We start from the raw sequence: 25,752 nt of genomic DNA on the forward strand, positions 1-25,752 counted from the left end.
ATGACCAAGTCCCCGACTCCGGGGCCGACAGCGCTCGTCGAAGCGACCGGCATAGTCAAGCGGTACGGACCCACCGTCGCGCTGCAGGACGGACAGCTGACCGTCCTGCCCGGTGAGTCCCACGCCCTCGTCGGCCGCAACGGCGCGGGCAAGTCCACCCTCGTCACCATCCTCACCGGACTCCAGGCGGCCGACGCGGGCACCGTCCTCTTCGACGGCGAACCCGCGCCGCCGCTCACCGACCGCGACGCCTGGCGCCGCAAGGTGGCCTGCGTCTATCAGAAGCCAACGGTCGTTCCCGAGCTGACAGTTGCCGAGAACCTCTTCATCAACCGGCAGCCCGAAGGCCGCGGCGGCTTCATCAGCTGGCGCAAGCTGCACGCCCAGGCAGCGGAGGTGCTCGACACCTGGGACGTGCGGGTCGACCCGGGCGCGCGCACCGCCGACCTCAAGGTCGAGGACCGCCAAATGGTCGAGATCGCCCGTGCGTTGAGCTTCGGCGCGCGGTTCATCGTCCTGGACGAGCCCACCGCGCAGCTCGACAACCGCGAGATCGAGCGGCTCTTCACGCGCATGCGGGCGCTCCAGGAGTCGGGGGTCACCTTCCTCTTCATCTCGCATCACCTCCAAGAGGTGTACGAGGTCTGCCAGGCCGTCACCGTCCTGCGCGACGCCCGCTGGATCACCACCGCGCCCGTGGCCGACCTGCCGCGCGCCGCCCTGGTCGAGGCGATGGCGGGCGAGGCCCTACAGGAGAAGGAAGCCGCCGAGGAGTCCGTCGCCCGCACCGAGGTGCCCGCCGACGCCCCGGTGATGCTGGACGTCACGGGGCTCACGAGTGAGTCGTACGCGGACATCCACCTGACCGTCCGCAAGGGCGAGGTCGTCGGCCTCGCCGGATCCAGCGGCAGCGGCAAGATCAACCTCGCCGAGACCATCGCGGGACTGCATACGCCGACCAGCGGAAGCGCCCGACTCGACGGCAAGCGACTGCCGTTCGGTGATGTCACCGCCACGCTGCGGGCCGGCGTCGGCTGCGTCCCGCGCGACCGGCACGACCAAGGTCTGGTCTTCGGCATGACGATCGGCGACAACGCCACGATGACCGTGCTCGACCGGCTCGGGAAGTACGGCTTCGTCGGCACCGAGCGCAAGCGCGGCTTCGCCGAAGACCTGATCGACCGCCTCGACATCCACGCCGAGGGACCCGACCAGCCCGTGTCCGACCTCTCGGGCGGCAACGCCCAGAAGGTCGTCATGGCGCGAGCCCTCGCCTCCGACCCACGGCTCCTCGTCCTCATCAACCCCACGGCGGGCGTGGACGTGAAGTCCAAGGAGTCACTTCTCGCCCGGATGGACAACGCCCGCGAGGACGGCACCGCCGTCCTCGTCGTCTCCGACGAACTGGACGACCTGCGGCGCTGCGACCGCGTCCTGGTCCTGTTCCACGGCCGGGTCGTCGCGGAGCATGCGGCGGGCTTCAACGACCACGACCTGATCGCCTCGATCGAGGGGGTGGGCACGACGGGCCCCGACAGGGGCGCGGGGCAGTCACATGAGCGGCTGCGCCGCGTGGGCGCGACCAGCCACAACGGGCCCGCAGCCGAAGATCAAGGAGACCACCATGGCTGACCTCAAGGCCCCGGCCACGACGGCACCGGACCTGACGGCGAAGACCGACAACGCCCGAGCCCAGGCGCGCTCGGTGCTGCTGCGCCGGGCCAGGGAGCTCGCCCTGGTGCCGGCCTTGCTGCTGCTCATGCTGCTCGGCACCCTGGTGAACGATTCGTTCCTCACAGAGCGAAATCTCATCTCGATCCTCGGCGCCTCCGCCGCCCTCGCGATGGTCGTCCTCGCCGAGTCCCTCGTCCTCATCACCGGCAAGTTCGACCTGTCCCTCGAATCGGTGGTCGGCATCGCCCCGGCCGTCGGTGCGCTCCTCGTCCTGCCCGCCGCCCAGGCCGGGTTCGGCACGGACATGCCGGCGGCTGTCGGGCTCCTCGCGATCCTGCTCGTCGGCGGAGTCATCGGCGCCTTCAACGGCATCCTCGTGGTGAAGCTCAAGCTCAACGCCTTCATCGTCACGCTCGCCATGCTGATCGTGCTGCGCGGGCTGCTCGTCGGCGCGACCGAGGGCAAGACGCTCTTCGGTATGCCCGACGCCTTCTACACCCTCGCCACCTCGACGTTCCTGACCATCCCGCTCTCGGTGTGGCTGGCCGCCGCCTCCTTCGGCATCGCGGGCTTCGTCCTCAAGTACCACCGCGTCGGGCGCGCGTTGTACGCGATCGGCGGCAACCCGGACGCGGCGCGCGCCGCCGGCATCCGCGTCGAGCGCGTGATGCTCGGCGTGTTCGTCGTCGCCGGGGTCCTCGCCGCCGTCGGCGGACTCATGCAGACCGGTTACGTCGGCGCGATCAACGCCAACCAGGGCCAGAACATGATCTTCACCGTGTTCGCGGCCGCCGTCATCGGCGGCATCAGCCTCGACGGCGGCAAGGGCACCATGTTCGGCGCCCTCACCGGCGTCCTGCTGCTCGGCGTCGTACAGAACCTGCTCACCCTCGCCCAGGTGCCGTCCTTCTGGATCCAGGCCATCTACGGCGGAATCATCCTGGTCGCCCTGATGATCGCGCGCGTCACCACCGGCCGCGCACAGGACTGACCCCGCTCCGGGTTCCCCGTCTCCTTGCCCCTTTCCGGAAAGGCCTCCTGTGTCCCCGACTCCCGCCCGCATCACCGCGGTTGACACCTACGACGTACGGTTTCCGACCTCACGGGAACTGGACGGATCCGACGCAATGAACCCGGACCCCGACTACTCCGCCGCCTATGTGGTCCTGCGCACCGACGCGGACGACGGCCTGGAGGGGCACGGCTTCACCTTCACCATCGGGCGCGGCAACGACGTCCAGGTCGCCGCGATCGAGTCGCTGCGCCACCACGTCCTCGGCCGGTCCGTCGATGAACTGTGCGCCGATCCGGGAACGTTGAACCGCGACCTCATCGGGGACAGCCAACTGCGCTGGCTCGGACCCGAGAAGGGCGTGATGCACATGGCGATCGGCGCCGTCGTCAACGCGCTGTGGGACCTGGCGGCCAAGCGTGCCCGCAAGCCGCTGTGGCGGTTCCTCGCGGACGCCGAACCCCAGTGGCTGGTCTCCCAGATCGACTTCCGCTACATCGCCGACGCGCTCACTCCTCAAGAGGCCCTGCAGATACTCCAGTCGGGCCGTCATGGAGCCGCCGAGCGTGAAGTCCTGTTGCGGACCAACGGCTACCCCGGCTACACGACGTCACCGGGCTGGCTCGGCTACAGCGACGAGAAGCTGACCCGCCTCGCCCGCCAGGCCGTGGCGGACGGCTTCACCCAGATCAAGCTGAAGGTCGGCGCGGACCTGGCCGACGACGTACGCCGCTGCCGTACCGCACGTGAGGCGATCGGGCCCGGCATCCGCATGGCGATCGACGCCAACCAGCGCTGGAACGTCGACGAGGCCGTCACCTGGACGCGCGCCCTGGCGGAGTTCGACCCGTACTGGGTCGAGGAACCCACGAGCCCCGACGACGTCCTCGGCCACGCGGCGATCCGCGAGGCGGTCGCCCCCGTCAAGGTCGCCACCGGCGAGCACGTGCAGAACCGCATCGTCTTCAAGCAACTCCTCCAGGCCGGTGCGATCGACGTGCTGCAGATCGACGCGGCCCGGGTCGGCGGTGTCAACGAGAATCTCGCGATCCTGCTGCTCGCCGCCAAGTTCGGCATCCCCGTCTGCCCGCACGCCGGCGGCGTGGGCCTGTGCGAGCTCGTCCAGCACCTGTCGATGTTCGACTACGTGGCGCTGTCCGGGACCACAGAGAACCGTGTCATCGAGTACGTCGACCACCTCCACGACCACTTCATCGACCCGGTCGCGGTGCGCGAGGGCCACTACATGGCACCCACCGCACCGGGCTTCTCGGCCACGATGCGGGCCGAGTCCCTCGCCGAATTCACCTATCCGGACGGCGCCTTCTGGGCCGCCGACCTCGCCCAGGGCAAAGGAGCAGCTGCATGACTGACTTCGAGGGGCTCAAGGCCCTGGTCACCGGCGGAGCCTCCGGGATCGGGCGGGCCACCGCCGAGCTGCTCGCCGCGCGCGGCGCCCGGGTCGCGGTGCTCGACCTGGACCCGACCACCGTGGAGAAGCCGCTCACCGGCTACCGCGCCGACGTGTCGGACGACGCCTCGGTGCGCGAAGCCGTCGCCGCCGCCGTGGCCGACCTCGGCGGACTCGACGTACTGATCAACAATGCGGGGATCGGCGCGCAGGGCACCGTCGAGGACAACGACGACGCCCAGTGGCACACGGTGCTCGACGTGAACGTCCTCGGCATAGTGCGCACCACCCGCGCCGCCCTGCCGCACCTGCGCGGCTCCACCCACGCGGCGATCGTCAACACCTGCTCGATCGCCGCGACCGCGGGTCTTCCGCAGCGCGCCCTGTACTCGGCGTCGAAGGGCGCGGTGCTCTCCCTGACGCTCGCGATGGCCGCCGATCACGTACGCGAAGGGGTACGCGTCAACTGCGTCAACCCCGGCACCGTGGACACCCCCTGGGTCGGCCGCCTCCTGGACGCCGCGCCCGACCCGGCGGCCGAGCGTGCCGCCCTCGAGGCCCGCCAGCCCACCGGTCGGCTCGTGTCGGCGGACGAAGTCGCGGGCGCCGTCGCCTACTTGGCGAGCCCGCTGTCCGGCGCCACCACCGGCACCGCGCTCGCCGTCGACGGCGGAATGCAGGGCCTGCGGCTCCGCCCGGCGGGCCGGTGAGCGGCGTGGCCCGCCGCACCCTGGGACCCGGCGGCGTCGAGGTGACCGAGCTGTCCCTCGGCGCCGCCGGACTCGGCAACCTCTACACGCCGATCACCGACGAGGAGGCGACCGCGGCGATCGACGCCGCATGGGACTCGGGCATCCGCTACTTCGACACCGCGCCGCATTACGGCATCGGTCTCTCCGAGCGCAGGCTGGGAGAGGCGCTGCGGACCCGCCCGCGCGAGACGTACACGCTCTCGACCAAGGTGGGACGCCTGCTCGAAGCGGTGGCGGAACCCGAGGGCGACGACCTCGCCCACGGCTTCGCGGTGCCCGCCACGCACCGCCGCGTCTGGGACTTCAGCGCGGACGGCGTCCGCCGCTCCATCGAGGCGAGCCTCACCCGCCTCGGCCTCGACCGCGTCGACATCGTCTACCTCCACGACCCGGACGACCACGCGGAACAGGCCTTCCGCGAGGGCTATCCGGCCCTTGAGCGGCTGCGCTCCGAAGGCCTCGTCGGCGCGATCGGCGCGGGCATGAACCAGACGGCGATGCTCACCCGCTTCGTCCGCGACACGGACGTCGACGCCGTCCTGTGCGCGGGTCGCTACACGCTCCTGGACCAGAGCGCCCTGGCCGAACTGCTCCCCGCGGCACGCGAGCACGGCAAGTCGGTAGTGATCGGCGGCGCCTTCAACTCGGGCCTCCTCGCCGACCCCAGACCCGGCGCGACGTACGACTACGCGACCGCGCCCCGCCCCCTCTTGGACCGCGCCCTGCGTCTGAAGGCGACGGCGGAGCGGCACGGCACCACGCTGCGGGCCGCGGCCCTGGCCTTCCCGCCGGCCCACCCGGCGGTGGCCTCCGTGCTCGTCGGCGCGCGCTCGGCGGACGAAGTCCGTGACACGGCAGCCCAGTTCGCGGCCGAGGTTCCCGCGGACTTCTGGAAGGAAGCACGCGCCGAAGGTCTGCTGCCCGCCGACGTCCCCATTCCCGCCCCCGGTTCCGGAGAGGATTCCGCGTGAGAATCGCCCTGCACACCAAGGTCCGCACCGACCGCGTCGCGGAGTACGACGCCGCGCACCGCGACGTGCCCGCCGAGCTCGTCGCCGCCATCCGCGCGGCGGGCGCCACCTCCTGGACGATCTGGCGCAGCGGCACCGATCTCTTCCACGTCCTGGAGTGCGAGGACTACGCTCGTATGCTCGCCGAGCTGGACAAGCTGCCGGTCAACATCGCCTGGCAGGCACGCATGGCCGAGCTCCTGGACGTCGTCCACGACTACTCGGCCGAGGGCGCGGAGGCGGGGCTCCCCGTCGTATGGGAACTGCCGTGACAGCACTCGTCAAGGGGCTGTCGTGACACCACTCGCAAGGGAGCTGCTGCCGTGACACCGCACCTCGTCGACGCCCACCACCACGTGTGGGACCTCTCCGTACGCGACCAGGGGTGGATCAGCGGCGACGCGCTCGCCCCGATCCGCCGGAACTTCTCCCTCGCCGACCTCCTGCCCGAGGCCCGCGCCGCGGGAGTCACCGCCACCGTGCTCGTCCAGACGGTCACCGTGGCCGATGAGACCCCCGAGTTCCTTGCCCTGGCAGCGGACAGCGACCTCGTGGCGGGCGTCGTCGGATGGACCGACCTCACCCGCCCGGACGCCGCCGACACGCTCGCGGGGCTGCGGCAACTCCCGGGCGGGCAGCACCTCGTGGGCATCCGGCACCAGGTCCAGGGTGAGCCCGACCCGCAGTGGCTGCTGCGGCCCGACGTGCGCCGTGGCCTGGCCGCGGTCGGCGCTGCGGGCCTCGCCTACGACCTCGTCGTCCTGCCCCATCAACTCCCTGCCTGTGTCAGGTCGGCCCAGGAGCACCCCGAACTCACCTTTGTACTGGACCACGTGGGCAAGCCGCCCATCGCATCCGGCGACCTCGAACCCTGGTCCACGGCCGTCCGCACGCTCGCCGCGCTGCCCAACACGGTCTGCAAGCTCTCCGGGCTGGTCACCGAGGCAGACCGGAAGAGCTGGACGGTCGACGACCTGCGGCCGTACGCGGACACCGTCCTGGACGCCTTCGGACCGGGCCGCCTGATGTTCGGCTCGGACTGGCCCGTGTGCACCTTGGCCGCCACGTACGCAGAAGTCATCGATATCGCGGGGGAGTTGACCAAATCGCTGAACGACAGCGAGCGCGCCGCCCTCTTCGCCGGGACCGCGACCCGCGTCTACCGCCTCTGACTCCCGCAGCCTCAGGGCCGCACGTCGACCCGCGTCGGCGGCAGGAACTCCCGCACGTACGTCCGCTCCCAGCAGGCGCCCGTCTCGCGCAGCTCACGCCAGGTCGTGTAGCGGTAGCGGTAGAGGCGGGCGCGGATGTACGCGGGCGGCGCGTCCGGCGGGAACGGGACGTGGCGCAGCAGCCGCAGCGTGTCCCGGTCGCCGTCCAGGAGCCGCTCCACCAGTGGGCCGAACCACGACCTGGCGTACGCGGGGGAGAGCGCGGCGAACCACATCATCCAGTCGAGCCGCAGGTGGTACGGCGCGAACTGCCGCGGCCAGCGGCGCACATCGCCCGGCTTGCCCTTGAACTCGTACTCCCGCCACTGTGACTCCTGACGGGGCGTCGTGTCCGCCGTTCCCTCGATGACCACTTCCTGACGGACGCGGCTGACGCTGCCGAACGCGCCGTACGCGTTGACGAGATGGAGCGGGTCGAAGGAGTAGTTCATGATCTGCCGCCGTGAGAACAGATTGCGCGCGGGTCGGTAGCTCAGCCCCAGGAGCAGGACCGTCACCGCGATGACCAGCACCTCGTACCAGAGTGGGGGAGCGGGGGAGTCCGACGGTGCTCCCGTGCCGCCGAAGTCCACGACGGGCACGGCGAGCACGATCGTCGCCCAGTTCAGCCAGGAGAAGTTGCCCGACAGGACAAGCCACAGCTGGGTGGCGATCATCAGGCAGGCCGCCGCCGTGGCGATCGGCTGCGGCGTGAACAGCAGGACGGGTACGACGAGTTGGGTGAAGTGGTTCGCCGCGACCTCCATCCGGTGGACCGGCTCGGGCAGATGGTGGAAGAACCAGCTCAGCGGGCCCGGCATCGGCTGGGTCTCGTGATGGAAGTAGAGGCAGGTGAGCTTCCGCCAGCACGCGTCGCCGCGCATCTTGATCAGCCCGGCCCCGAACTCGACGCGGAACAGCACCCAGCGGAGCAGGAGGAGGACGAGCACGGGCGGCGCCGTCTCGTCGTTGCCGAGGAAGACGGCGAGGAAACCCATCTCCAGGAGGAGCGACTCCCAGCCGAAGCCGTACCAGGTCTGCCCCACGTTCACGATGGAGAGATACAGGACCCACGGCACGACCCACAGCAGCATGCCGCCCCACAGGGGGAGGAGAGCGTCCGCGCCCGCGAGCAGCGCGAGCGAGGAGGCGCAGCCCGTCCACGCGACGGCGGCGAAGAACCGGTCCGAGTAGTGGAGCTGGAAGAGGCTCGGTGCCTTGCGGAACGGCACGCGCTCGACGTAACGCGGCACGGGCAGCATGCCGCGCTCCCCGATCAGCGCCCGGAACTGCAGCGCGGCGCCCAGGAAGGCGACGAGATAGAGCACGGCGAGCGCCCGCTGGAAGACGAGCCGGCTGAGCCAGTACTGATCTGCGGTGAACCACTCCACGAGGCCATCTTGCGCCCAGACCGGCCGGTCTCCCCTCCTGACCGCCCCGTGGCCCCTCCGAAAGGGCCCGGCTCGCTCCCTCCCCGCTTGCGCACAGCCTCCGACGGCCGCAGAGAATGGGGGCAAAGTGCCCGATAACAGGCGGGAGAGCACGGTGCGTGTGCCCACCAGGCCCACCAGGCCCACCAGGCCCACCAGGACCTATGCGACGGCCTTCGCGATATCCGTGGCCCTCGCCGTCGCGGGATGCTCCGAGGGCGGCGCGACGAATTCCGCGGGCAGCGGCCCCGAGCTGTTCATGCAGCCGGTCGCCGACCAGGGCCCCGATCCGTTCACCGAGTCCACCGCCACCTCCACGGCGACCCCCTCGCCCGTCACCCGTTCGCCGCAGCCCTCGACGACGGGAACCTCCTCGCCCACGACGCAGGGCGTGCGGTCCCTGCCGGGCGGTACGCCGGGTCTGTACGGCGGCACGGAGTCCGTGGGCAGCTGCGATGTCGCCGCCCAGGTCCGCTTCCTCACCGCCGACCAGGGCAAGGGCCGCGCCTTCGCCCAGGCGTCGGGCATCTCCCGGGCCGACATCCCGAGCTTCCTCCGGAGCCTGACGCCGGTCGTCCTGCGGGCGGACACCCGCGTCACGAACCACGGCTACCGCGACGGCGGTGCGACCAGCTACCAGTCCGTGCTGCAGACGGGCACCGCCGTGCTCGTCGACAACCGGGGACTGCCGCGCGTGCGGTGCGCCTGCGGGAACCCGTTGAAGCCGCCGGTCGCCCTGAAGGGCACACCGAACCAGCAGGGCAGGCCCTGGTCCGGCTACCGCCCGGCGCAGGTGGTCGTCGTGACGCCGGCGCCGAAGGTCATCGTGAACATCACCATCGTGAACATCACCAACAACACGTGGATCGAGCGGAAGACGGGCGACCACCACGGCGACAAGGACCGCGTGGTGCCGCCGCCGCGTCCCACACCGACACCGACACCGACACCGACCCCCACCCCGACGCCCACGCCCACGACGCCGAGCCCGAGCGAATCGGACGAGGACAGCGGCACCCCCACCGACCCGGGCACCACGTCCACGGAGTGCCCGACACAGGCCCCCGCCCCGGACGCGGATCCCCCCACCGGCACCCCGTCCGAGATCCCTCCCGGCTGCCCCACGCCCACACCCACGTCGAGCGAGCCCAGCACGCCGGACGACGACACGGTGCCGCCCCCGCCCGACCAGGACCCCGGCGACGAGACCGGCCCCGAGAGCGTCCCGGACGACCCCTCCCTGGGTGACTCCCCGCTGACCAGCGATCCCGGCACTTTCCAGAGCTGAGCGTGCGCGCTCGGGCCCGACAGCGAAGAATCATGAAGTGTCATGACGCCCACGTCACTGCCGGACGACTGGCCAGCGGATCCAGGGTCGGTCCTGGCGCTCAACCTCACAGGCTGCTTCGACTGGGACCTCGACAGCGGCCTGATGCATCTCGACGCCGCCGGTCACGCGGTATTCGACCTGCGGGCCGACGAGTACGACGGCCACCCGGCGAGCCTCGCCGTCCGGGTCCCGCCGGTCGAGTCGCACCGCCTCGACGCCTACGTCTCGCACGCCCTCAAGGACGGCAGCCGCACCTACGGCATCTACTTCCGCATCCGGCTGCGCGGGGGCGGCCTGCGCTGGACCCATACCCAGGGGTACATCCACCGCGACGAGACGGGCCGCCCGCGGCGCATCGTGGGCGTCATCCGCGACGCCACGCAGGAACTGGGCGACAGCACGGCCCGGCACCAGCGTGCGGACGAGGAGGAGGACCGGCGCCGCCGTACGAGCATCGTGCAGGGCACCACGGCGGCCCTCGCGCACGCCCGCACCGTCCGGGACGTCATCGACGTACTCAAGGACACCCACGGTCTGGCGCACCTGGGCGCATCGAACCTGGTCATGGGCCTGGTCGAGGCCGGGCGGATCCGACTGGTCGCCGAGGGGCCCGTGGGCAGCTTCGTGCCGGGCACCAAGTTCACGCGGATCGACGAGCGGTATCCGATGAGCGACGCCGTGCGCACGCTCTCGCCGCGCTTCATCGAGACGGAGGCGGAGTTCGCCGCCTCGTACCCGGATCTGTGGCCGCACATCGACAAGCTGGGCATCTCGTCGGCCGCCTATTTGCCGCTGATCGCGCAGGCCAAGCCGATCGGCGTGCTCGGCCTGCTCTACCAGGACAAGACCGGCTTCACCGAGGAGGAGCGCAACGTCCTGGTCGCGCTGAGCAGCGGCATCGCGCAGAGCCTCCAGCGCGCCATGTTCTACGAGCAGGAGAAGGACCTCGCCCAGGGCCTCCAGCAGGCCATGCTGCCGCGCACCATCCCCGGCGTGCCCGGCGCCGACGTCGCGGTCCGCTACCGCTCGGCGGCGCTGGGCCGGGACATCGGCGGCGACTGGTACGACGTGATCCCGCTGCCCGGCGGCCGCGTGGGGGCGGTCATCGGCGACGTACAGGGTCACGACACGCACGCGGCGGCCGTCATGGGCCAGCTGCGCATCGTGCTGCGCGCCTACGCCGCCGAGGGGCACACGCCCGCCACCGTCATGGCCCGTGCCTCGGGGTTCCTGCACGAGCTGGACACCGAGCGCTTCGCCACCTGCCTCTACGCGGAGGCCGATCTGTCGACGGGCGTCGTCCAGCTGGTGCGGGCCGGGCACATCGACCCGCTGGTCCAGCGGCTCGACGGGAGCTGCCGCAGGGTCCCGGTCGACGGCGGTCTGCCGCTGGGCCTCTCGGCCGAGTTCGGCCGCCTCGAATACCCGGTCACCACCTTCGAACTCGACGCGGGACAGACCCTGTTGCTCTTCACCGACGGCCTCATCGAGGAGCCGGGCGTGGACCTCGACGACGGACTCAAGGCCCTGGGCGAGCTCGCCTCCTCGGGGCCGCGCGACCTGCAGCGGCTCGCCGACCGGCTCTGCGGGATCGTGGACGAGCGGGGCGGTGACGACGACGCGGCGCTGCTGCTCCTGCGCCGCCGCCTCATCGACGCGCCCCGGTCGGGCGGCCGGCTCCAGCAGCACGTCGGCCCCGGGGATCCGGAGGCGCTCGCCGAGGCCCGGCACATGATCCGCGCCGCGGTGCGTGCCTGGGGTGCGCGGGAGCGCGCGGACGAGATCGAGCTGGTGGCGGACGAGGTGATCACCAACGCCCTGATGCACACCGACGGCGCGGCGGTCGTGACCCTGCGGGTCCTCAGCGGCGGCGTCCGGCGCCTGCGCGTCGAGGTCGAGGACTCCTCCAGCGCGCTGCCGCGCCGCAGGGAGGCCGGGGAATCGGGGGTGTCGGGGCGGGGGTTGCTCCTGGTGGACATGCTCGTGGACGAGTGGGGCGTCGAGTCGCGGGGCAGCGGCAAGTGCGTGTGGTGCGAGTTCATCGTGCCCGCGAGGGACGGTCAGGGTCAGGTCGGGCGGACGGCGCCGCCGGAACAGGGTCAGGAGTGAGGCATGCCGGAACTTCCCGAGGTAGAGGCGCTGCGCGCCTTCCTCACCGACCAGCTCGTCGGACACGAGATCGTGCGGGTGCTGCCCGTGGCGGTCAGTGTCCTCAAGACGTACGACCCGCCTCTCACCGCCCTCGAGGGCCGCACCGTCACGGCCGTGGCGCGCCACGGCAAGTTCCTCGACCTCGACGCGGACGGCCTGCACCTGGTCACCCACCTCGCCCGCGCCGGCTGGCTGCACTGGAAGGACCGCCTGCCCGACGGCCCGCCACGCCCCGGCAAGGGCCCCCTCGCGCTGCGCGTCGCGCTGGAGACGGGCGAGGGCTTCGACCTGACGGAGGCGGGCACGCAAAAACGCCTCGCGGTGTACGTGACCGACGACCCGGCGGCGATCCCGGGCATCGCCCGCCTGGGCCCCGACCCGCTGGCCCCGGACTTCGACGAGGAGCGTTTCGCCGGGCTCCTGACGGACGAACGCCGGCAGATCAAGGGCGCGTTGCGGGACCAGACCCTGATCGCGGGCGTCGGGAACGCGTACAGCGACGAGATCCTGCACGCGGCCCGCATGTCCCCGTTCAAGCTCACGTCGCGCCTCACGAAGAAGGAGGTGCACGGGCTGTACGCAGCGCTGCGGGCCACGCTGACCGAGGCGGTGGAGCGCTCGCACGGCGTCGCGGCGGGCCGCCTCAAGGCGGAGAAGAAGAGCGGCCTGCGCGTCCACGGCCGTACCGGCGAGCCCTGCCCGGTCTGTGGCGACACCATCCGCGAGGTCTCCTTCAGCGACTCCTCCCTCCAGTACTGCCCCACGTGCCAGACGGGCGGGAAGCCGCTGGCGGACCGAAGGATGTCGCGGTTGCTCAAATAGGCGGGTGCGAAGGGGAGTTCAGCTGGCGGGCCGCGAGGCGGGGGGTCTCAGGGGCGCCGCAAGGTCAGCAAGGGCTGTCCGTCCGTCGTGCGCACCTCGTAGCGGGCGATGTCATCGCGGGGCAGAGCCGCGCCGCCGCGTGTCGACAGACCGGCGGACCGCTCGCCGGCGGGTTCGTCGGCGGGCTCGTGGAGGGGCACCTTCCACGTCGTCACCGTCTGCCGGGAGCCATCGGTGCCGACGGCGACGAGTTCGCAGACACGGCCGCCGTGCGGGTCGCGGACACGGAGCCCGATGTCCGTGCCCCAGTCACGGCCCTGCGCGGTCAGGGTCGCCGAGACGCCGGTGCGGCCGTCGCGGGCCGTGATCTGTTCCGGTCCGGGCCCGTCGGCCCTCAGGACGGCCGTCGCGGGCGCCGCGACGGCCAGGACGACGCTCGCCGCGACCGCGCACAGCCACCGTCGGCGCCCGGCCCTGCGCAGCCGCCCCGCCTCGGCGAGCAGCCGGTCGACGAGTCCGGGGTCGGGCACGGCCAGCGGTTCGACGTGGGGCGGTGTGAGGCGGTCGTACGTCGCCAACTGCTGTGCTGTCGAGCCGAGTTCATCGATCATGGCCCGACACGGGGGGCAGTCCATGAGGTGGTCGTCGAAGCGGAAGGTGTCCGCCGCGTCGAGGACACCGAGCGCGTAGGCGCCGGCGTCGCGATGCCGCTCCAGGGACCTCATGGCGTTCCTTGCGTGACGTGTCGGGCAGGGGGTGCTTCCTGCCCTCCCGTACGCAGCGGACCGCCGAATCACTCAAGACGCGGGACGAGAACACTCGCACGAGGCGTCAGAACAGATGGATCGCCAGGTGACCGAGCGGCAGCCCCAGGCGCCACGCCGCCGTCCACACCTTTGGTCCGTCGTCCTCGCCGCCCGGTGAACCGCCGCCGGGTACCGCGTCCAGATCGGGCGCGAGCAGCTCCGTCTCCTCGAGCCAGCGCCACGCCAGATCGGCCAGCTGAAGGTCGGGCGCCGGCTCCCCGGAGGCGACCGCGTCCGCCGTGAGGACGGCCATCCGCTCGCCGACCCAGTCCTGCCACGGCTGGTCGTAGGCCGTCAGGGACAGCCAGGTCTCCAACTGGGAGACCACGCGGATGCCCGACAGTTCGCCATTCGTGTCGGAGAGGAAAATAGTCAGGGCCAGAGCATCACGCCCCGCGCGGTATTCGAAAGATGTCGGCGGCATCAAATCGCCGGTACGTAGTAATTCGTCCGCGATGTACTCGGCGTACAACCACGCCATCGGTACGGCCAGTTCGCCACCGCTTGGGCCCTCCGCGTTTCCTCGGCTCTCGTGCAGCATCCCGTCTCGCCTTCCTCCGATCCGTGCGCGTCGCCGGCCTCTGGCCCCCAATCCGGAACACGGATGAGGACAGCCGATTACCCAAAGGGGGCTCTGAGCAAGGCGCTTTACAGAGGTTTGACCCAGCGCTCGGTTTCGTCGCAGGTCGGACGCCCTGTGTTCTTCGTGTCACATGGCCTGATGATATGACTCCGTTTCAGGGACTATGACGGCATTGCTGCTTGACTCGACCTTGTGTCCGAATGTGGATTCGTTTCGCCGAATGTTCCCCATTCACGGAGCCTGGTCGATGACGCAGCGCACACCGCAGGGCAAAGCCGTTCTGGCGGCCGTAATGATCGGATCCACTCTCGCCGCGACCGCGGCCTGCGCGACGAATACGGAGCCCCCGCAGGAGCGGAAACCGAAGCAGCAGAGCGAAAAGCAAACGGACGGCGCCCGGGGAAGCAATCGGGAGGTTCCGCCCCCCGCGCCCTCGGCCGCGGGCGGCGGCCCGGACGCGCCGCGCCCCTTCACCCTCGTCGCCTCCGGAGACGTGCTCCCGCACTCCTCGATCATCCAGCGGGCCAATGCCGACGCGGGCGGCGACGGCTACGACTTCGCGCCGATGCTCAAGGGGGTCGAACCCGTCGTGTCGAAGGCGGATCTGGCGATCTGTCACATGGAGACGGTCTACGGCGCGAACGGCGACTACACCGGCTACCCCAGCTTCAAGTCCCCGCCCCAGATCGCCCGCGCCCTGAAGGCCACCGGCTACGACTCCTGCTCCACCGCCTCCAACCACACGCTCGACGACGGCGCCGCGGGGGTGAGCCGTACGCTCGGAGCGCTCGACAGGGCAGGCGTCAAGCACGCGGGTTCGGGCCGCACAGCCGCCGAGGGCAGGTCCCCCGCGTGGATGCGCGCGGGCGGCGCGAAGGTGGCGCAGCTCGCGTACACGTACGGCACGAACGGTTATCCGATGCCCCCGGGCAAGCCCTGGACGGTCAACCTCATGGAGCGTGAGCGGATCGTCGCGGACGCGCGCGCCGCGCGGAAGGCGGGCGCGGACGTGGTCGTGGTCTCGGTCCACTGGGGCACGGAGTGGCAGGACGCCCCGGACCGCCGCCAGCTGAGCCTGGGGAAGGAGCTCACCGCCTCCCGCACGCAGGGCCGCCCCGACATCGACCTCATCGTGGGCACGCACGCGCACGTCCCCCAGGCGTACGAGAAGGTCAACAAGACCTGGGTCGTCTACGGCATGGGCGACCAGATCGCCGGCGACATGATCAACCACGACGGCGAGAACGACCCCCGGGGCAACCAGGGCACTCTCGGCCGCTTCACGTTCGCCCCGCCCAAGGCATCGGGCGGACGCTGGGAGGTCGAGAAGGCCGAGTTCATCCCCCAGTGGTTCAACACGGGCACGGGCCGCGTGACCAACCTGAACGCGGCGCTGGCCCGCGGTGAGGACGTCTCCGACGTTCGCGACCGGATCCGCCAGGTCGTCCTGAGCCGTGGTGCGGGGAAGGACGGCCTGGTGATGGGCAAGTAGCAGGGCCGTCGGCCGCGAGATCCTCCCAAGCTCGGCCACGTCGGTCCGGTGGTGGACGCCTGCGGCCCGGCTGAGACTTCAGCCGGGCCGCAGCACCGGTGCGGCCGTCATCCCCCGATCCGCACCAGCCACCCCCGCCCCGGCTCCACCCGCAGCGCCTCACCGGCGGCGAACCTCCGCTCCGGCTGGAACCCCTCGATCGCGGGCGCGCACGCGGCGACGGGCCCCGAGGCCGTGCCGAGGACGACGTCCACCGGTTCCCCGGCCCACGAGGCGAGCGCCGTCACGGTCCCTCCTGGCCCCTCCCATGTGGTGGCGAGGACATCGTCCCGCCCGGTCCGCACCGGAGGCGTGCCGGTGGCCCCGGCGGCCCACCAGCCCGTCATCTCCGCCTCCGGGAGGCGGAGTTGGTCGAAGGCGCGCCACAGGGGCCGTACGTCCGTCATGGGCGCCCGTGCCGTCATTCCGAAGACGAGCCCGCGCCAGGGATTCCCGCCGCCCTCCAGCATCTCGCCCATCAGGCCGAAGGGAACGCCCGAGATCTCGACGAGCCAGTACGCCGGATCACCCCCGGCGGAGCCGTCGGTGCCCTCGGAGCCCTCGGAGCCTTCGTAGTCGAAGAGCTCGCCCAGCCAGAGCCGATCGACGTACGGCAGCAGCTCCGCGTACAGATTGGCGCTTGAGGCGAACCCGTCCGCCTCCCGGAACTGGTTGCAGGAGTGCAGGTCGATCAGCGGCGGCTCGTCACCGGAAGCGGAGAGCACCTTCCGGACCCGCTTCATGGTCGTGCGGTCGTACGCCACGTCGTCGAGATAGAGCCCGTCGACCCCGACGACTCGCCGCAGCCGTTCGATCCCGCTCACATAGGAGTTGTGCCACCGCGAGTCACCGGACGTGACGACCGCGACGTCCCCCACGTCGGGCGCCACCCACCCGGGCACGTAGTTCCCGCCCAGATGCTCCCGCAGCCACGCGTGCCCGCCACCAGGGCCCGGCGCGAAGATCTCGTCGCCGAGGGCGGCGAGTACCGGCAACTCCGGCGTATGGCGCGTCAGTTCGCGCACCGTGTCGTACACCTTGACCCGGATGCCGAGCCGGTGCGCCTCCTCGGTGTAGGAGCGCAGGGCGTCCGCGCCGAGCAGCGGGTCGTTGATGTACGGATTGGGCGGCGTCGCATGGTGCAGATTGGCGACGTTCGCACCGTACTCGGCGATCTCCGTGGGTGACGCGTACGCGTGGAAGTAGCGCTCGGAGAGCTGCCGCGCCGGGTCGAGCGGCTTGAACGGGGTCAGGAGCAGCCGGAACTCGAAGCAGCGGCTCTCGCCCGCGCGCAGCGTCAGCGGACCGCTGAAGGCGCACAGGCGCCGCACCCCCTCGCTCGTGCGCAGCCGCACCCCGCCCGACCCGTCGCCCGCCCAGGAGCGCGGTGTGCGCAGGGGCTTCTCCCGGTAGTAGTTGGTGTTCAGTGGTCGCGCGTAGTGCTCGTCGCGCAGGCCGAGCTGGAGACCCGCGGCCGGGTCGCCGAGCCAGAACGCGTCCTGGTTGCGGGTGGGCGTGTTCCAGCTCCAGTCGTACGTCGCCGGGCACGCGCGGCCGGTCAGGCCGAGCCCCATCGCGTACCGGGCGACCTCCTCGCGGACCGGTACCTCCAGCGTGACGTCGAGCTCGGTGTCGGCGGTGGCCTCGACGGTGGCCCGCACCACGAGGAAGCCGTCGGCCTCCAACTCGCCTTCGGTACGCAGGAGTACGTCCTGTCCGCCGGCCCGGGTCGACCAGGCCTCCCGCGCAGGGCCGAGGCGGTCCACGCTGAGTGGTCCGTGCTCCAGGGGGCGGCCGAGGTTCAGCGTCACGGGCGCGGCCAGCACGTCGCGGGGCGGGCCGTCGGCGCGCGTGACGGTCGGCGTGAAGGTGGAGACCAGCCGCCGGGGGAGTCCGTCCGGGCCGAGCTCGACCGTGCGGCCGAGGATCGTCAGGCGCTGCCCGCCCGCCTCGGCCGCCGCCGTCCCGACCGGGGTGTACGGCGCCACCGGTTCGTCTTCCTGCGCGAGCGCCGAGTCGAGCCATCCGAGCCGCGAGAGGCGCCACGGCTCACCGGCACCGCCGTCGGCGACGACGTCCTGGCCGACGGTGAGGCGCAACGGCAGCACGCGCTCCGGGGCGCCGGAAGCGCTGACGGCTATCTCCCCTTCGTACAGGCCTGGTTGAGCGTCCGCGGGAATGTCGACGCCGAACCACAGGGCCCCGGCACACTCCGCGCCGACCTCGACACGCCGCTCGAAGGCCGCTCCCCGCGCGTCGATGCCGCCCGTGCTGACGCACCGTACGGAGAAGGGCAGCCCGCGGACCTCGCCGCGTACGTCCGTCAGCTCCTGGGGCGCGTACACGCCGACCTGTACCGGGTAGAACTCGCCGCGGTCCGCCGTGACGTCGAGCGGGGTGAAGGGCGTGGCGAGCGCCCAGCGCGCGGGCAGCCGTCGGTAGCGGCCGAGCGGATGGGTGCGGTCCTCTCCGAAGAGGAGGAACCGCTCGCCGCTGTGGGCCTGGTGGAGCCGGGTGCGTTCCTCCTTCGTGGCCGCGAAGCCGAGGGGTGCGAAGGAGTCGACCGCGGAGGCCGCCTCGTAGCCGAAGGCCTCTGCGCGCGGCAGCTTCTCCCAGCCGTCGGCGTCGTGCAGGCCACAGCGGTGCACCCAGCCTGGGTCCGCCGTGCGCGTCGGGGGCCGGTAGGCGGCCTGCGGATAGTAGGGCTTGCCCGTGTGCGCGTACGGCAGGTAGTGCACGGCGTAGGTGCCGGGGCCGTCCACCGCCTCGAAGGCGATGCGCCCCCTCTCGTCCGTGACCTCCACGGCCACGGTGTTGCGCACCCGCTCCCCGGACGGGCCGACCACGATCACGTCCACCTCGCCGAGCCCCATATCCTGGCGCCGCCAGGGCAGTTCGGCCGCGACACCCGGGGCCGTGGTGTCGGAGGTGTCGGCGCGTACGAGAAGGCGGTGGTTGCCATAGACGTCGCTGTCCCAGGAGCCGATCCCGCATTCCAGCTCCGGATGACCAGTCTCACCCATCTGTGCTCCCCCAAGGGCGCTATTTATTAGGTAAGTTTCTCAATCGCTCCGGGTCACCCTGGAGATCAACCGATCGCGCTGTCAAGGGGGACGCCGTGAAGAGTGGGGACCCGTCGTTGCTGCGCCGCCTCAATGCGGCCGCGGCCCTGCGCGTGCTGCGCGAGCGGGATGAGATCACCGTGCCCGAACTGGCCACGCTCATCGGAGTGTCGCGGCCCACCGCCCAGGACCTGACGGCCCAGCTGCTGCGCGAGGGCCGCCTGGTGGAGCTCACCCCGGGCAGCGGAAGCGTGGGCAGACCCGCCCGCAGATTCCGTTTCCGGGCCGAGGCCGCCCATGTCCTCGGCGTGGACATCGGCGCGCACAAGATCCTGGTGCACGCCGCCGACCTGCTCGGCCGCACCGTGGCGACCCAGCGCGTGGCCGTCACGCCCGAACTGCCGGCCGCCCGGCGCCTGGACGCCGTCCGCGAGGCGATCGCCGGCTGCCTGGCCCAGCCGGCGGCGGCGGGCGTGCGCCCGCTGGCGACCGGCGTCGGCACCAGCGGCATGGTGGACGCCGCGGGCCGGGTGGTGGAGAGTGACTCGCTGCCCCAGTGGACGGGCCTCGACCTCACCCGCGAACTCGCCGACCCCGGCCACGGCCCCGTCGTGGTGGGCAACGACATCCAGCTCGCGACCCTCGCCGAGTGCACCGGGGGAGTGTCGGTGGGCTCCGGCGACTGCGTGTACCTGTACGTCGGCAACCGGCTCGGCATCGGCCTGTGGCTCCGCGGCGAGCTGCACCGCGGACACCGCGGCGCGGCGGGGGAGATGGTCGCGGGGGACGGCTGGGAGCGGTGCTACCAGCGGCTCCTCGACTGGTTCGCGGGGCACCAGGGAGCGGACAGGCCCACCCGTGAGAACGCCGCACGCGCGGTGGTGACCGCCGCCGCGGCGGGTGACGGCGGCGCCGAGTACACGCTGCGCGCCTTCGCCGAGGCCCTCGCCGACAGCCTGGCCCGCCACGTCGCCGTACTCGACCCGCAGTCCGTCGTGCTCGGCGGCGGCATCTCCCGTGCGGGCGCCCTGCTCAGCGAGCCGTTCGCGGCTCGGCTCGGCGCGCTCTGCCCCTACCGGCCGACGGTGCAAACCTCCGTACTCGGCGAGGAATCGACCGCAATCGGGGCAGCTCGCCTCGCACTGGAACACATCGATCACGCCGCGCGGAAAAGTCCAACTCTCTAGGACCGGAAGGTGGTTGACGAGCGGGAGCCACGCTTCGATGATGTGGCTCTCTTTCGGCAAGTTGGCTTTTTAATTGGCCGGCTCTCGACGGCCGTCCCGGCTGTCGGCTGCCGTTTTTCTGTTCCGTCGTGCCGCCAGGCCAGGGAGTACGTGTGACATCCCCAGCAACGCAGCGCAGGCCACGAGCCGCGTCGCCGCCACCGCCCGTGCCGGATCCGAAGTCCCCGAGCCCGCAGCGCCACCGCCGCGTCCCGCTCCGCGTACGACTGCGGAACAACTGGGTGATGCTCGCCCTCATGGCCCCGGGCCTGCTCTTCTTCCTGTTCTTCTTCTACGTGCCGATGCTCGGCAACGTCATCGCCTTCCAGGACTACCAGCCCTTCATCGGCTTCAAGGACAGCCCCCTGGTGGGCCTGGCCAATTTCCAGGAGCTCTTCGCCGACCCGGCGTTCTGGGAGGCGGTCCGCAACACCCTCGCGTTCGCCGCGCTCCAGCTGATCTTCTTCTTCCCGGCGCCGCTGGCCCTGGCCCTGCTCATCAACAGCCTGGTCAGCCCGCGCGTCAAGAAGTTCGTGCAGAGCGTCGTCTATCTGCCGCACTTCATCTCCTGGGTCCTTGTCGTCGCGCTCTTCCAGCAAGTGCTCGGCGGCGCGGGCCTGTTCAGCAACTACCTGCGCGACCACGGCATGTCCGCCCTGGACGTGATGACCGACCCGGGCACCTTCCCCCTCCTCATCACCGGCCAGGTGATCTGGAAGGACATCGGCTGGGGCATGATCATTTATCTGGCGGCGCTCGCGAGCGTCGACCAGAGCCTGTACGAGTCGGCGGCCGTCGACGGAGCGGGACGCTGGCGCCGCATGTGGCACGTGACGCTGCCCGCCGTGCGCGGTGTCACGATCATGCTGCTCGTGCTGCGCCTCGGAGACGTACTCTCCGTCGGCTTCGAGCAGTTCCTGCTCCAACGCGACGCGGTCGGCGCCCGAGCGTCGGAAGTCCTCGACACGTACATCTACTACCACGGCGTCGTCTACGGCGACTGGGGCGTCGGCGCCGCCGCGGGCCTGGTCAAGGGCGTCGTCGGGGCCTTGATGATCTACGGCGCCAACAAGGTCGCCCACGCCTTCGGAGAGCACGGGGTGTACAGCAAATGAGCAGCTTCGGATTCCCCCTGCGCACGCCGCGGACCCGCGAGGAGCGGCCCGCCTGGGAAGAGCCGCCGACGAAGATCGGCTCGGCCGCCAAGGCCGTCGTCATCACCGTCATCTGTGCCGTGATGATCCTGCCCTTCCTCACGGTCCTCTCCACCAGCCTGGCCTCCCGCGAGGAGATCACCGAAGCGGGCGGCTTCGTCCTCTTCCCCACGGACCCGACCCTGGAGGCGTACCGCACGATCCTTTCCGGTGGCATCGTCTCGCGCGCCGTAGTCGTCAGCGTCCTGATCACACTCGTCGGTACGGCACTCTCGCTCCTGACGACGATCGCGCTGGCATACGGCCTGAGCAAGCGCGGAGTCCCCGGCAGCAAGCCGATCCTCCTGCTGGTGCTCTTCACGCTGCTCTTCGTGCCGGGCATGGTGCCGATGTACGTGGTGGTCAAGGAGCTCGGACTCCTCGACTCCTACTGGTCGTTGATCCTCCCCGTCATGATCAACGCCTTCAACCTCGTCGTGCTGCGGGCGTTCTTCATGAACATCCCCGAGGAGCTGTACCAGGCGGCGCGGATCGACGGCGCGGGCGACTGGCGGATCCTGACCCGCATCGTGCTGCCGCTCTCCAAGGGTGTCGTCGCCGTCGTCGGCCTCTTCTACGCGGTGACGTACTGGAACGCGTTCTTCAACGCGATGCTGTACCTCAACGACTCCGGCAAGTGGCCGATCCAACTCGTCCTGCGCACCTACGTCGTCCAGGGCAAGTCCATCTCGGGCGACCAGCTCGGCGTCAGCCACATGCCGCCCCAGCAGTCGATCTCCATGGCCGTCGTCATGATCGCGCTCATCCCGATCCTGCTGCTCTTCCCGTTCCTGCAGAAGTACTTCACCAAGGGCGTGCTCACCGGCGCCATCAAGGGCTGAACTCCCCTCCCCCTGACACCCCCAGACCCCCTTTCGCGGAGATCCCCATGACAGGCATGTCCCGACGCACGTTCCTCAGCCTCTCCACCGCCGTCGCGGCCGGCGCGGCCGCCACCTCGCTCACGGGCTGCGGCTCGGGTGCGAAGAAGACGGGCGAGGCCGCATCGGCGAAGGTGAAGCTGCCTTCGTACGTCCCCTTCAGCAAGGTCAAGCCCGATCTGCCGCCGAACACGAAGGGCGTGTCGGCGGGGTTCCTCTCGTACCCGAAGGAGCTGGTGCGCAGCGTCCCGAAGGCCCCGGGCGACGGGTCGAAGATCACGATGCTCACCGAGATCTGGACCCAGCCGCCGACCCCCGCGGGCTCCAACGCGCACTGGAAGAAGGTGAACAAGGGGCTCGGCGTCGAGCTGGAGGCGATCCTGGGCACCGACCCCGGCTACGAGGAGAAGTTCTCCGCCGTCGTCGCGGGCGGCGACCTGCCCGACCTGATGTGGATACCGCCGAACCAAGGCATCCAGCACATCGCCGAACTGCTTGAGGCCAAGTGCGCCGACATCACCGAGTACGTGTCGGGCGACGCGGTGAAGGACTATCCGAACCTCGCCGCGATGACCCCCGAGCACTGGAAGACAGCGGTCGTCAACGGAAAGATCTGGGGCGCCCCCAGCCCGTATCCGGCCGTGGGCCAGGTCTACGGCGGCAACCCGAAGGTCTGGGCGAAGGCGGACGGTCTCTCGGCGGGCAGCCCCGAGGAGTTCCTCGCCAAGTGCAAGGAGGTCACGGGCGGCAAGGTCTGGGCCCTCGAACCGATCTACGTCAACGCGGCCAGCGTCATGAGCCAGTGTTTCGGCGCGCCCAACAAGTGGCGACAGAACAAGGACGGTTCGCTCACCTGGTGGCAGGAGACCGATGAGTACCTCGAAGCGCTCGACTTCGTCATCAAGCTGAAGAAGGCCGGGGTCTTCTACCCCGGCAACCCCAACATGGCGGACGCGAACACCAAGCTGGCGCAGGGAGCGATCGGCGCTGTCGTCTTCGCCAATCCCTTCAACGCACGCAAGGACATCCGCGTCCAGGACCCGGCTCTTGCCGCCGAGATCCTGATCCCGTTCGGCGCGGGCGGCAAGAAGCCGAAGCACCACTACCACCTCGGCACCATCGGCTACACGGCCATCAAGAAGGGCGACGAGAAGCGCGTGCGCATGCTGCTCGGCGTGCTCAACTACCTGGCGGCGCCGTTCGGCACCACCGAGCGGGAGTTCCTCGAATTCGGCACGGAGGGCACGGACTTCAGCTACGACAAGAACGGCTTCCCGGAGCGCTCGAAGACGGGCAAGAAGCAGGTCGAAGGCCTCTTCAGCGGTCTGACGACGGCCACCACATCGCCCTTCGCGCTCGTCGCGTCGACGTTCCCGGGCACCGAGCGTGCCCAGGACGTCAAGGACGTATACGCAGCCGAGCAGAAGCTCACCGAGACCGCCGTCCAGAACCCGGCGGTCGGCCACTACTCGGACGCGTACACCCAGCACTACGGCCGCATGTCGACCGAGGCGAAGGACCTCGTCAACGACATCGTGGGCGGCCGCAAGAAGCTGAGCGAGTGGAAGCCGTTCTGGGCCGAGTGGCGGGGCAGGGGCCTGGAGCAGATGGCGCGCGAGTACCAGAAGTCCATCGAGAAGAGCGCCTGACCGGCCCTCGGGAACTAGGGAACGCGGTCGGTCTTCGCCAGCTCCGACTTCCGGTACGAGTACGCGAAGTAGATGACGAGACCGACCGCGAACCACACGGCGAACCGCGCCCACGTCTGCCACTGCAGGAACGTGATCAGCCAGATGGAGAAGACGACCCCGATGGCGGGGACGACCGGCATCCCGGGGCAGCGGAACGTACGCGGCAGATCCGGCTGCTTGTAGCGCAGCACGATCACCGCGATGCACACCACGACGAACGCCAACAGGATCCCGATGTTGGTCAGTTCGGCCGCCTCGCCGATCGGCAGGAACCCGGCGATGGCGGCCGACGCGAACCCGACGATCCACGTCACGCGCGTCGGCACGTGCCGGGTCTTGTGCGTCTTGGCGAACCACTTCGGCAGCAGCCCGTCGCGCGACATGCTGAACCACACGCGGGTGACGCCCAGCATGAAGGTGAACATCACGGTGAGGATGCCGATGATCGCGCCGACCGCGATGACATCGGCGAGACCGCCCAGGCCCACCGACTTGAAGGCGGTGGAGAACCCGCTCTCCGGGTCGATGTCCTTGTAGTCCTGCATGCCCGTGAGGACGAGGCAGGCGAGGACGTACAGGACCATCGAGATCGCGAGCGAGTAGAGGATCGCCTTCGGCATGTGGCGCTGCGCGTCCTTGGACTCCTCGGCGGCGGTGCTCATCGCGTCGTACCCGAACACGGCGAAGAAGACCGTGGCCGCGCCCGTGAACGCGCCGCTGACGCCGAAGGGGAAGAACGGCTCGTAGTTCCCGGTGTTGATGTGGAAGAACCCGACCGCGATCACCACGAGCACGACGATGACCTTCAGGACCACCACGACCATCTCGAAACGCGCGGCGTTCTTGATGCCGAGGGTCAGCAGATAGGCGATGAGCAGGCAGAGGACCGCCGCGAACAGGTCGACCTTGTGGCCGTCGCCGGTGCCCGGCGCGCCCAGCATCCAGTTGGGCAGCTGCGCGCCCATGTCGTTGAGGAGGAAGTTGAAGTAGCCCGAGATGCCGATCGCGACCACCGCCACGATCGCCGTGTACTCGAGCAGCAGGTCCCAGCCGATGAACCAGCCGGTGAGTTCGCCGAGGACGACGTATCCGTAGGTGTACGCCGACCCCGCCTTCGGGATCAGGCCCGCGAACTCTGCGTACGAGAAGGCCGCCGCCGCGCTCGCGACACCGGCGATGAGGAAGGAGATGAGGACGGCGGGTCCGGCCGTGCCGTTGGCCACCGTCCCGGCGAGGGTGAAGATGCCGGCGCCGATGATGCCGCCGACACCGATCGCGGTGAGCTGCCAGAGGCCGAGCGAGCGGGAGAGCCCGCCACCCGCTTCGGTCTCTTCGAGGTGTTCGATGGGCTTGCGGCGCAGCACGCCGTGCCCCATCCGGAGTCCCGCCATGAGCTCCACCTTTTCGCAGACGGCAGTCGGCTGATGGCGGATCATGATGGCCCAGGCATGCGCATGACGGAAGACGCCACACCCCTCACACATGTGAGGGTTCAGCAGTCTGGCGCCCGTGGGTTACGGCACCACGGTGACGGGCCAGCGTCCCGCCTTGACCAGGCGTACCGCGACCGAGCCTACGATGCGGTGGCCCGCCTGCTCGGATGCGCCGACGACCACGGCGTCGGCCTTGAGATCGTCCGCCGCGGTGACCAGACCGCTGAAGGGGTCGCCGCGGAAGGTGTGGAACTCCCAGCGCACGTCGAATATGTCCTTCACCCGCTCGGCCGCGTCTCTGATCTCCGTGATCAGCCCTTCGGCGATCTCGTCGGTCGTCTCGGCCACCGGGGCGCCAAGGGCGGCGCCCGCGGCCATCACGGGCTGGACATAGACGACGGCGAGCAACGCGCGCTGCCGCCGCGCCAGGCCTCCGGCATATGCCGCGGCCCGGAGGGAGGAGTCCGACCCGTCGACACCGACGACGATCACCTTCGGGCCGTCCGTGCCGCGTTCGAACTGGTGGGAGTGGTCTTCAGTCAC

At 70.5% G+C, this 25,752-nt stretch carries 21 protein-coding genes; 15 read left to right on the forward strand and 6 right to left on the reverse strand.

Going from position 1 to position 25,752, the window contains the following annotated elements:
- Genes AC5P1C_RS29250 through AC5P1C_RS29280 form a run of 7 tightly spaced genes read left to right on the forward strand, consistent with a single transcriptional unit; the run spans position 1 to position 7,031 of the window.
- A complete protein-coding gene (locus AC5P1C_RS29250; protein WP_493868934.1) occupies positions 1-1,632 on the forward strand; it encodes a sugar ABC transporter ATP-binding protein in 1,632 nt (543 codons plus the stop codon).
- Positions 1,625-2,665 (forward strand): ABC transporter permease, encoded by a 1,041-nt coding sequence (locus tag AC5P1C_RS29255; protein WP_493868935.1) that lies wholly within the window; start codon positions 1,625-1,627, stop codon positions 2,663-2,665. The genes AC5P1C_RS29250 and AC5P1C_RS29255 overlap by 8 nt, the downstream gene beginning before the upstream one ends.
- Positions 2,666-2,714: 49 nt before the next feature.
- Positions 2,715-4,055, forward strand: coding sequence for an L-fuconate dehydratase (locus tag AC5P1C_RS29260; protein ID WP_493868936.1), 1,341 nt, complete (start codon positions 2,715-2,717; stop codon positions 4,053-4,055).
- Positions 4,052-4,807: an SDR family NAD(P)-dependent oxidoreductase gene (locus AC5P1C_RS29265; RefSeq protein WP_493868937.1), complete on the forward strand. Its 756-nt coding sequence runs from the start codon at positions 4,052-4,054 to the stop codon at positions 4,805-4,807. Before AC5P1C_RS29260 ends, AC5P1C_RS29265 begins: the two co-directional genes overlap by 4 nt.
- Positions 4,808-4,812: 5 nt before the next feature.
- Complete coding sequence (locus AC5P1C_RS29270) at positions 4,813-5,820, forward strand: aldo/keto reductase (protein ID WP_493868938.1); 1,008 nt, start codon at positions 4,813-4,815, stop codon at positions 5,818-5,820.
- Entirely contained in the window at positions 5,817-6,131 is a 315-nt protein-coding gene (locus AC5P1C_RS29275) for an L-rhamnose mutarotase (protein ID WP_493868939.1), read from the forward strand. Before AC5P1C_RS29270 ends, AC5P1C_RS29275 begins: the two co-directional genes overlap by 4 nt.
- A gap of 51 nt (positions 6,132-6,182) precedes the next feature.
- Complete coding sequence (locus AC5P1C_RS29280) at positions 6,183-7,031, forward strand: amidohydrolase family protein (protein ID WP_493868940.1); 849 nt, start codon at positions 6,183-6,185, stop codon at positions 7,029-7,031.
- An 11-nt stretch (positions 7,032-7,042) separates the two neighbouring features.
- On the opposite strand, the gene AC5P1C_RS29285 is transcribed toward AC5P1C_RS29280, so the two are convergent.
- Positions 7,043-8,461: a lipase maturation factor family protein gene (locus tag AC5P1C_RS29285; RefSeq protein ID WP_493868941.1), complete on the reverse strand. Its 1,419-nt coding sequence runs from the start codon at positions 8,459-8,461 to the stop codon at positions 7,043-7,045.
- Between the two features lie 154 nt (positions 8,462-8,615).
- On the opposite strand from AC5P1C_RS29285, the gene AC5P1C_RS29290 reads away from it, so the two are divergent.
- The 3 genes from AC5P1C_RS29290 to AC5P1C_RS29300 are packed head-to-tail and all read left to right on the forward strand — an operon-like array spanning position 8,616 to position 12,803.
- The gene (locus tag AC5P1C_RS29290; protein WP_493868942.1) at positions 8,616-9,788 is read left to right on the forward strand and encodes a DUF6777 domain-containing protein; all 1,173 of its coding nucleotides are present in this window, start codon (positions 8,616-8,618) and stop codon (positions 9,786-9,788) included.
- Between the two features lie 42 nt (positions 9,789-9,830).
- A complete protein-coding gene (locus AC5P1C_RS29295; protein WP_493868943.1) occupies positions 9,831-11,939 on the forward strand; it encodes a SpoIIE family protein phosphatase in 2,109 nt (702 codons plus the stop codon).
- A gap of 3 nt (positions 11,940-11,942) precedes the next feature.
- A complete protein-coding gene (locus tag AC5P1C_RS29300) occupies positions 11,943-12,803 on the forward strand; it encodes an Fpg/Nei family DNA glycosylase (RefSeq protein ID WP_493868944.1) in 861 nt (286 codons plus the stop codon).
- A 47-nt stretch (positions 12,804-12,850) separates the two neighbouring features.
- Here AC5P1C_RS29300 and AC5P1C_RS29305 read toward each other — a convergent pair whose 3' ends face one another.
- Together AC5P1C_RS29305 and AC5P1C_RS29310 are read right to left on the reverse strand one after the other, a co-directional pair.
- Entirely contained in the window at positions 12,851-13,528 is a 678-nt protein-coding gene (locus AC5P1C_RS29305; protein ID WP_493868945.1) for a zf-HC2 domain-containing protein, read from the reverse strand.
- 106 nt (positions 13,529-13,634) lie between these two features.
- A complete protein-coding gene (locus AC5P1C_RS29310; protein WP_493868946.1) occupies positions 13,635-14,150 on the reverse strand; it encodes a hypothetical protein in 516 nt (171 codons plus the stop codon).
- A gap of 289 nt (positions 14,151-14,439) precedes the next feature.
- On the opposite strand from AC5P1C_RS29310, the gene AC5P1C_RS29315 reads away from it, so the two are divergent.
- Positions 14,440-15,684: a CapA family protein gene (locus tag AC5P1C_RS29315; RefSeq protein ID WP_493868947.1), complete on the forward strand. Its 1,245-nt coding sequence runs from the start codon at positions 14,440-14,442 to the stop codon at positions 15,682-15,684.
- A gap of 107 nt (positions 15,685-15,791) precedes the next feature.
- On the opposite strand, the gene AC5P1C_RS29320 is transcribed toward AC5P1C_RS29315, so the two are convergent.
- A complete protein-coding gene (locus AC5P1C_RS29320; RefSeq protein ID WP_493868948.1) occupies positions 15,792-18,746 on the reverse strand; it encodes a glycoside hydrolase domain-containing protein in 2,955 nt (984 codons plus the stop codon).
- A 95-nt stretch (positions 18,747-18,841) separates the two neighbouring features.
- Between AC5P1C_RS29320 and AC5P1C_RS29325 the strand changes: the two genes are divergently transcribed.
- The 4 genes from AC5P1C_RS29325 (at position 18,842) to AC5P1C_RS29340 (ending at position 23,734) form a co-directional block, all read left to right on the forward strand.
- The gene (locus tag AC5P1C_RS29325; RefSeq protein ID WP_493868949.1) at positions 18,842-19,972 is read left to right on the forward strand and encodes an ROK family protein; all 1,131 of its coding nucleotides are present in this window, start codon (positions 18,842-18,844) and stop codon (positions 19,970-19,972) included.
- 152 nt (positions 19,973-20,124) lie between these two features.
- A complete protein-coding gene (locus tag AC5P1C_RS29330; RefSeq protein WP_493868950.1) occupies positions 20,125-21,126 on the forward strand; it encodes an ABC transporter permease in 1,002 nt (333 codons plus the stop codon).
- A complete protein-coding gene (locus AC5P1C_RS29335) occupies positions 21,123-22,046 on the forward strand; it encodes a carbohydrate ABC transporter permease (RefSeq protein WP_493868951.1) in 924 nt (307 codons plus the stop codon). The genes AC5P1C_RS29330 and AC5P1C_RS29335 overlap by 4 nt, the downstream gene beginning before the upstream one ends.
- A 47-nt stretch (positions 22,047-22,093) precedes the next feature.
- Positions 22,094-23,734, forward strand: a complete 1,641-nt coding sequence (locus tag AC5P1C_RS29340; RefSeq protein WP_493868952.1) for an extracellular solute-binding protein — start codon at positions 22,094-22,096, stop codon at positions 23,732-23,734.
- Between the two features lie 14 nt (positions 23,735-23,748).
- Here AC5P1C_RS29340 and AC5P1C_RS29345 read toward each other — a convergent pair whose 3' ends face one another.
- Positions 23,749-25,167 carry an amino acid permease gene (locus tag AC5P1C_RS29345; RefSeq protein ID WP_493868953.1) on the reverse strand — a complete coding sequence of 473 codons (1,419 nt, stop codon included), beginning with the start codon at positions 25,165-25,167 and terminating at the stop codon, positions 23,749-23,751.
- Between the two features lie 123 nt (positions 25,168-25,290).
- Entirely contained in the window at positions 25,291-25,752 is a 462-nt protein-coding gene (locus AC5P1C_RS29350) for a universal stress protein (protein WP_493868954.1), read from the reverse strand.

It is taken from the genome of Streptomyces sp. A18 (assembly GCF_059026065.1).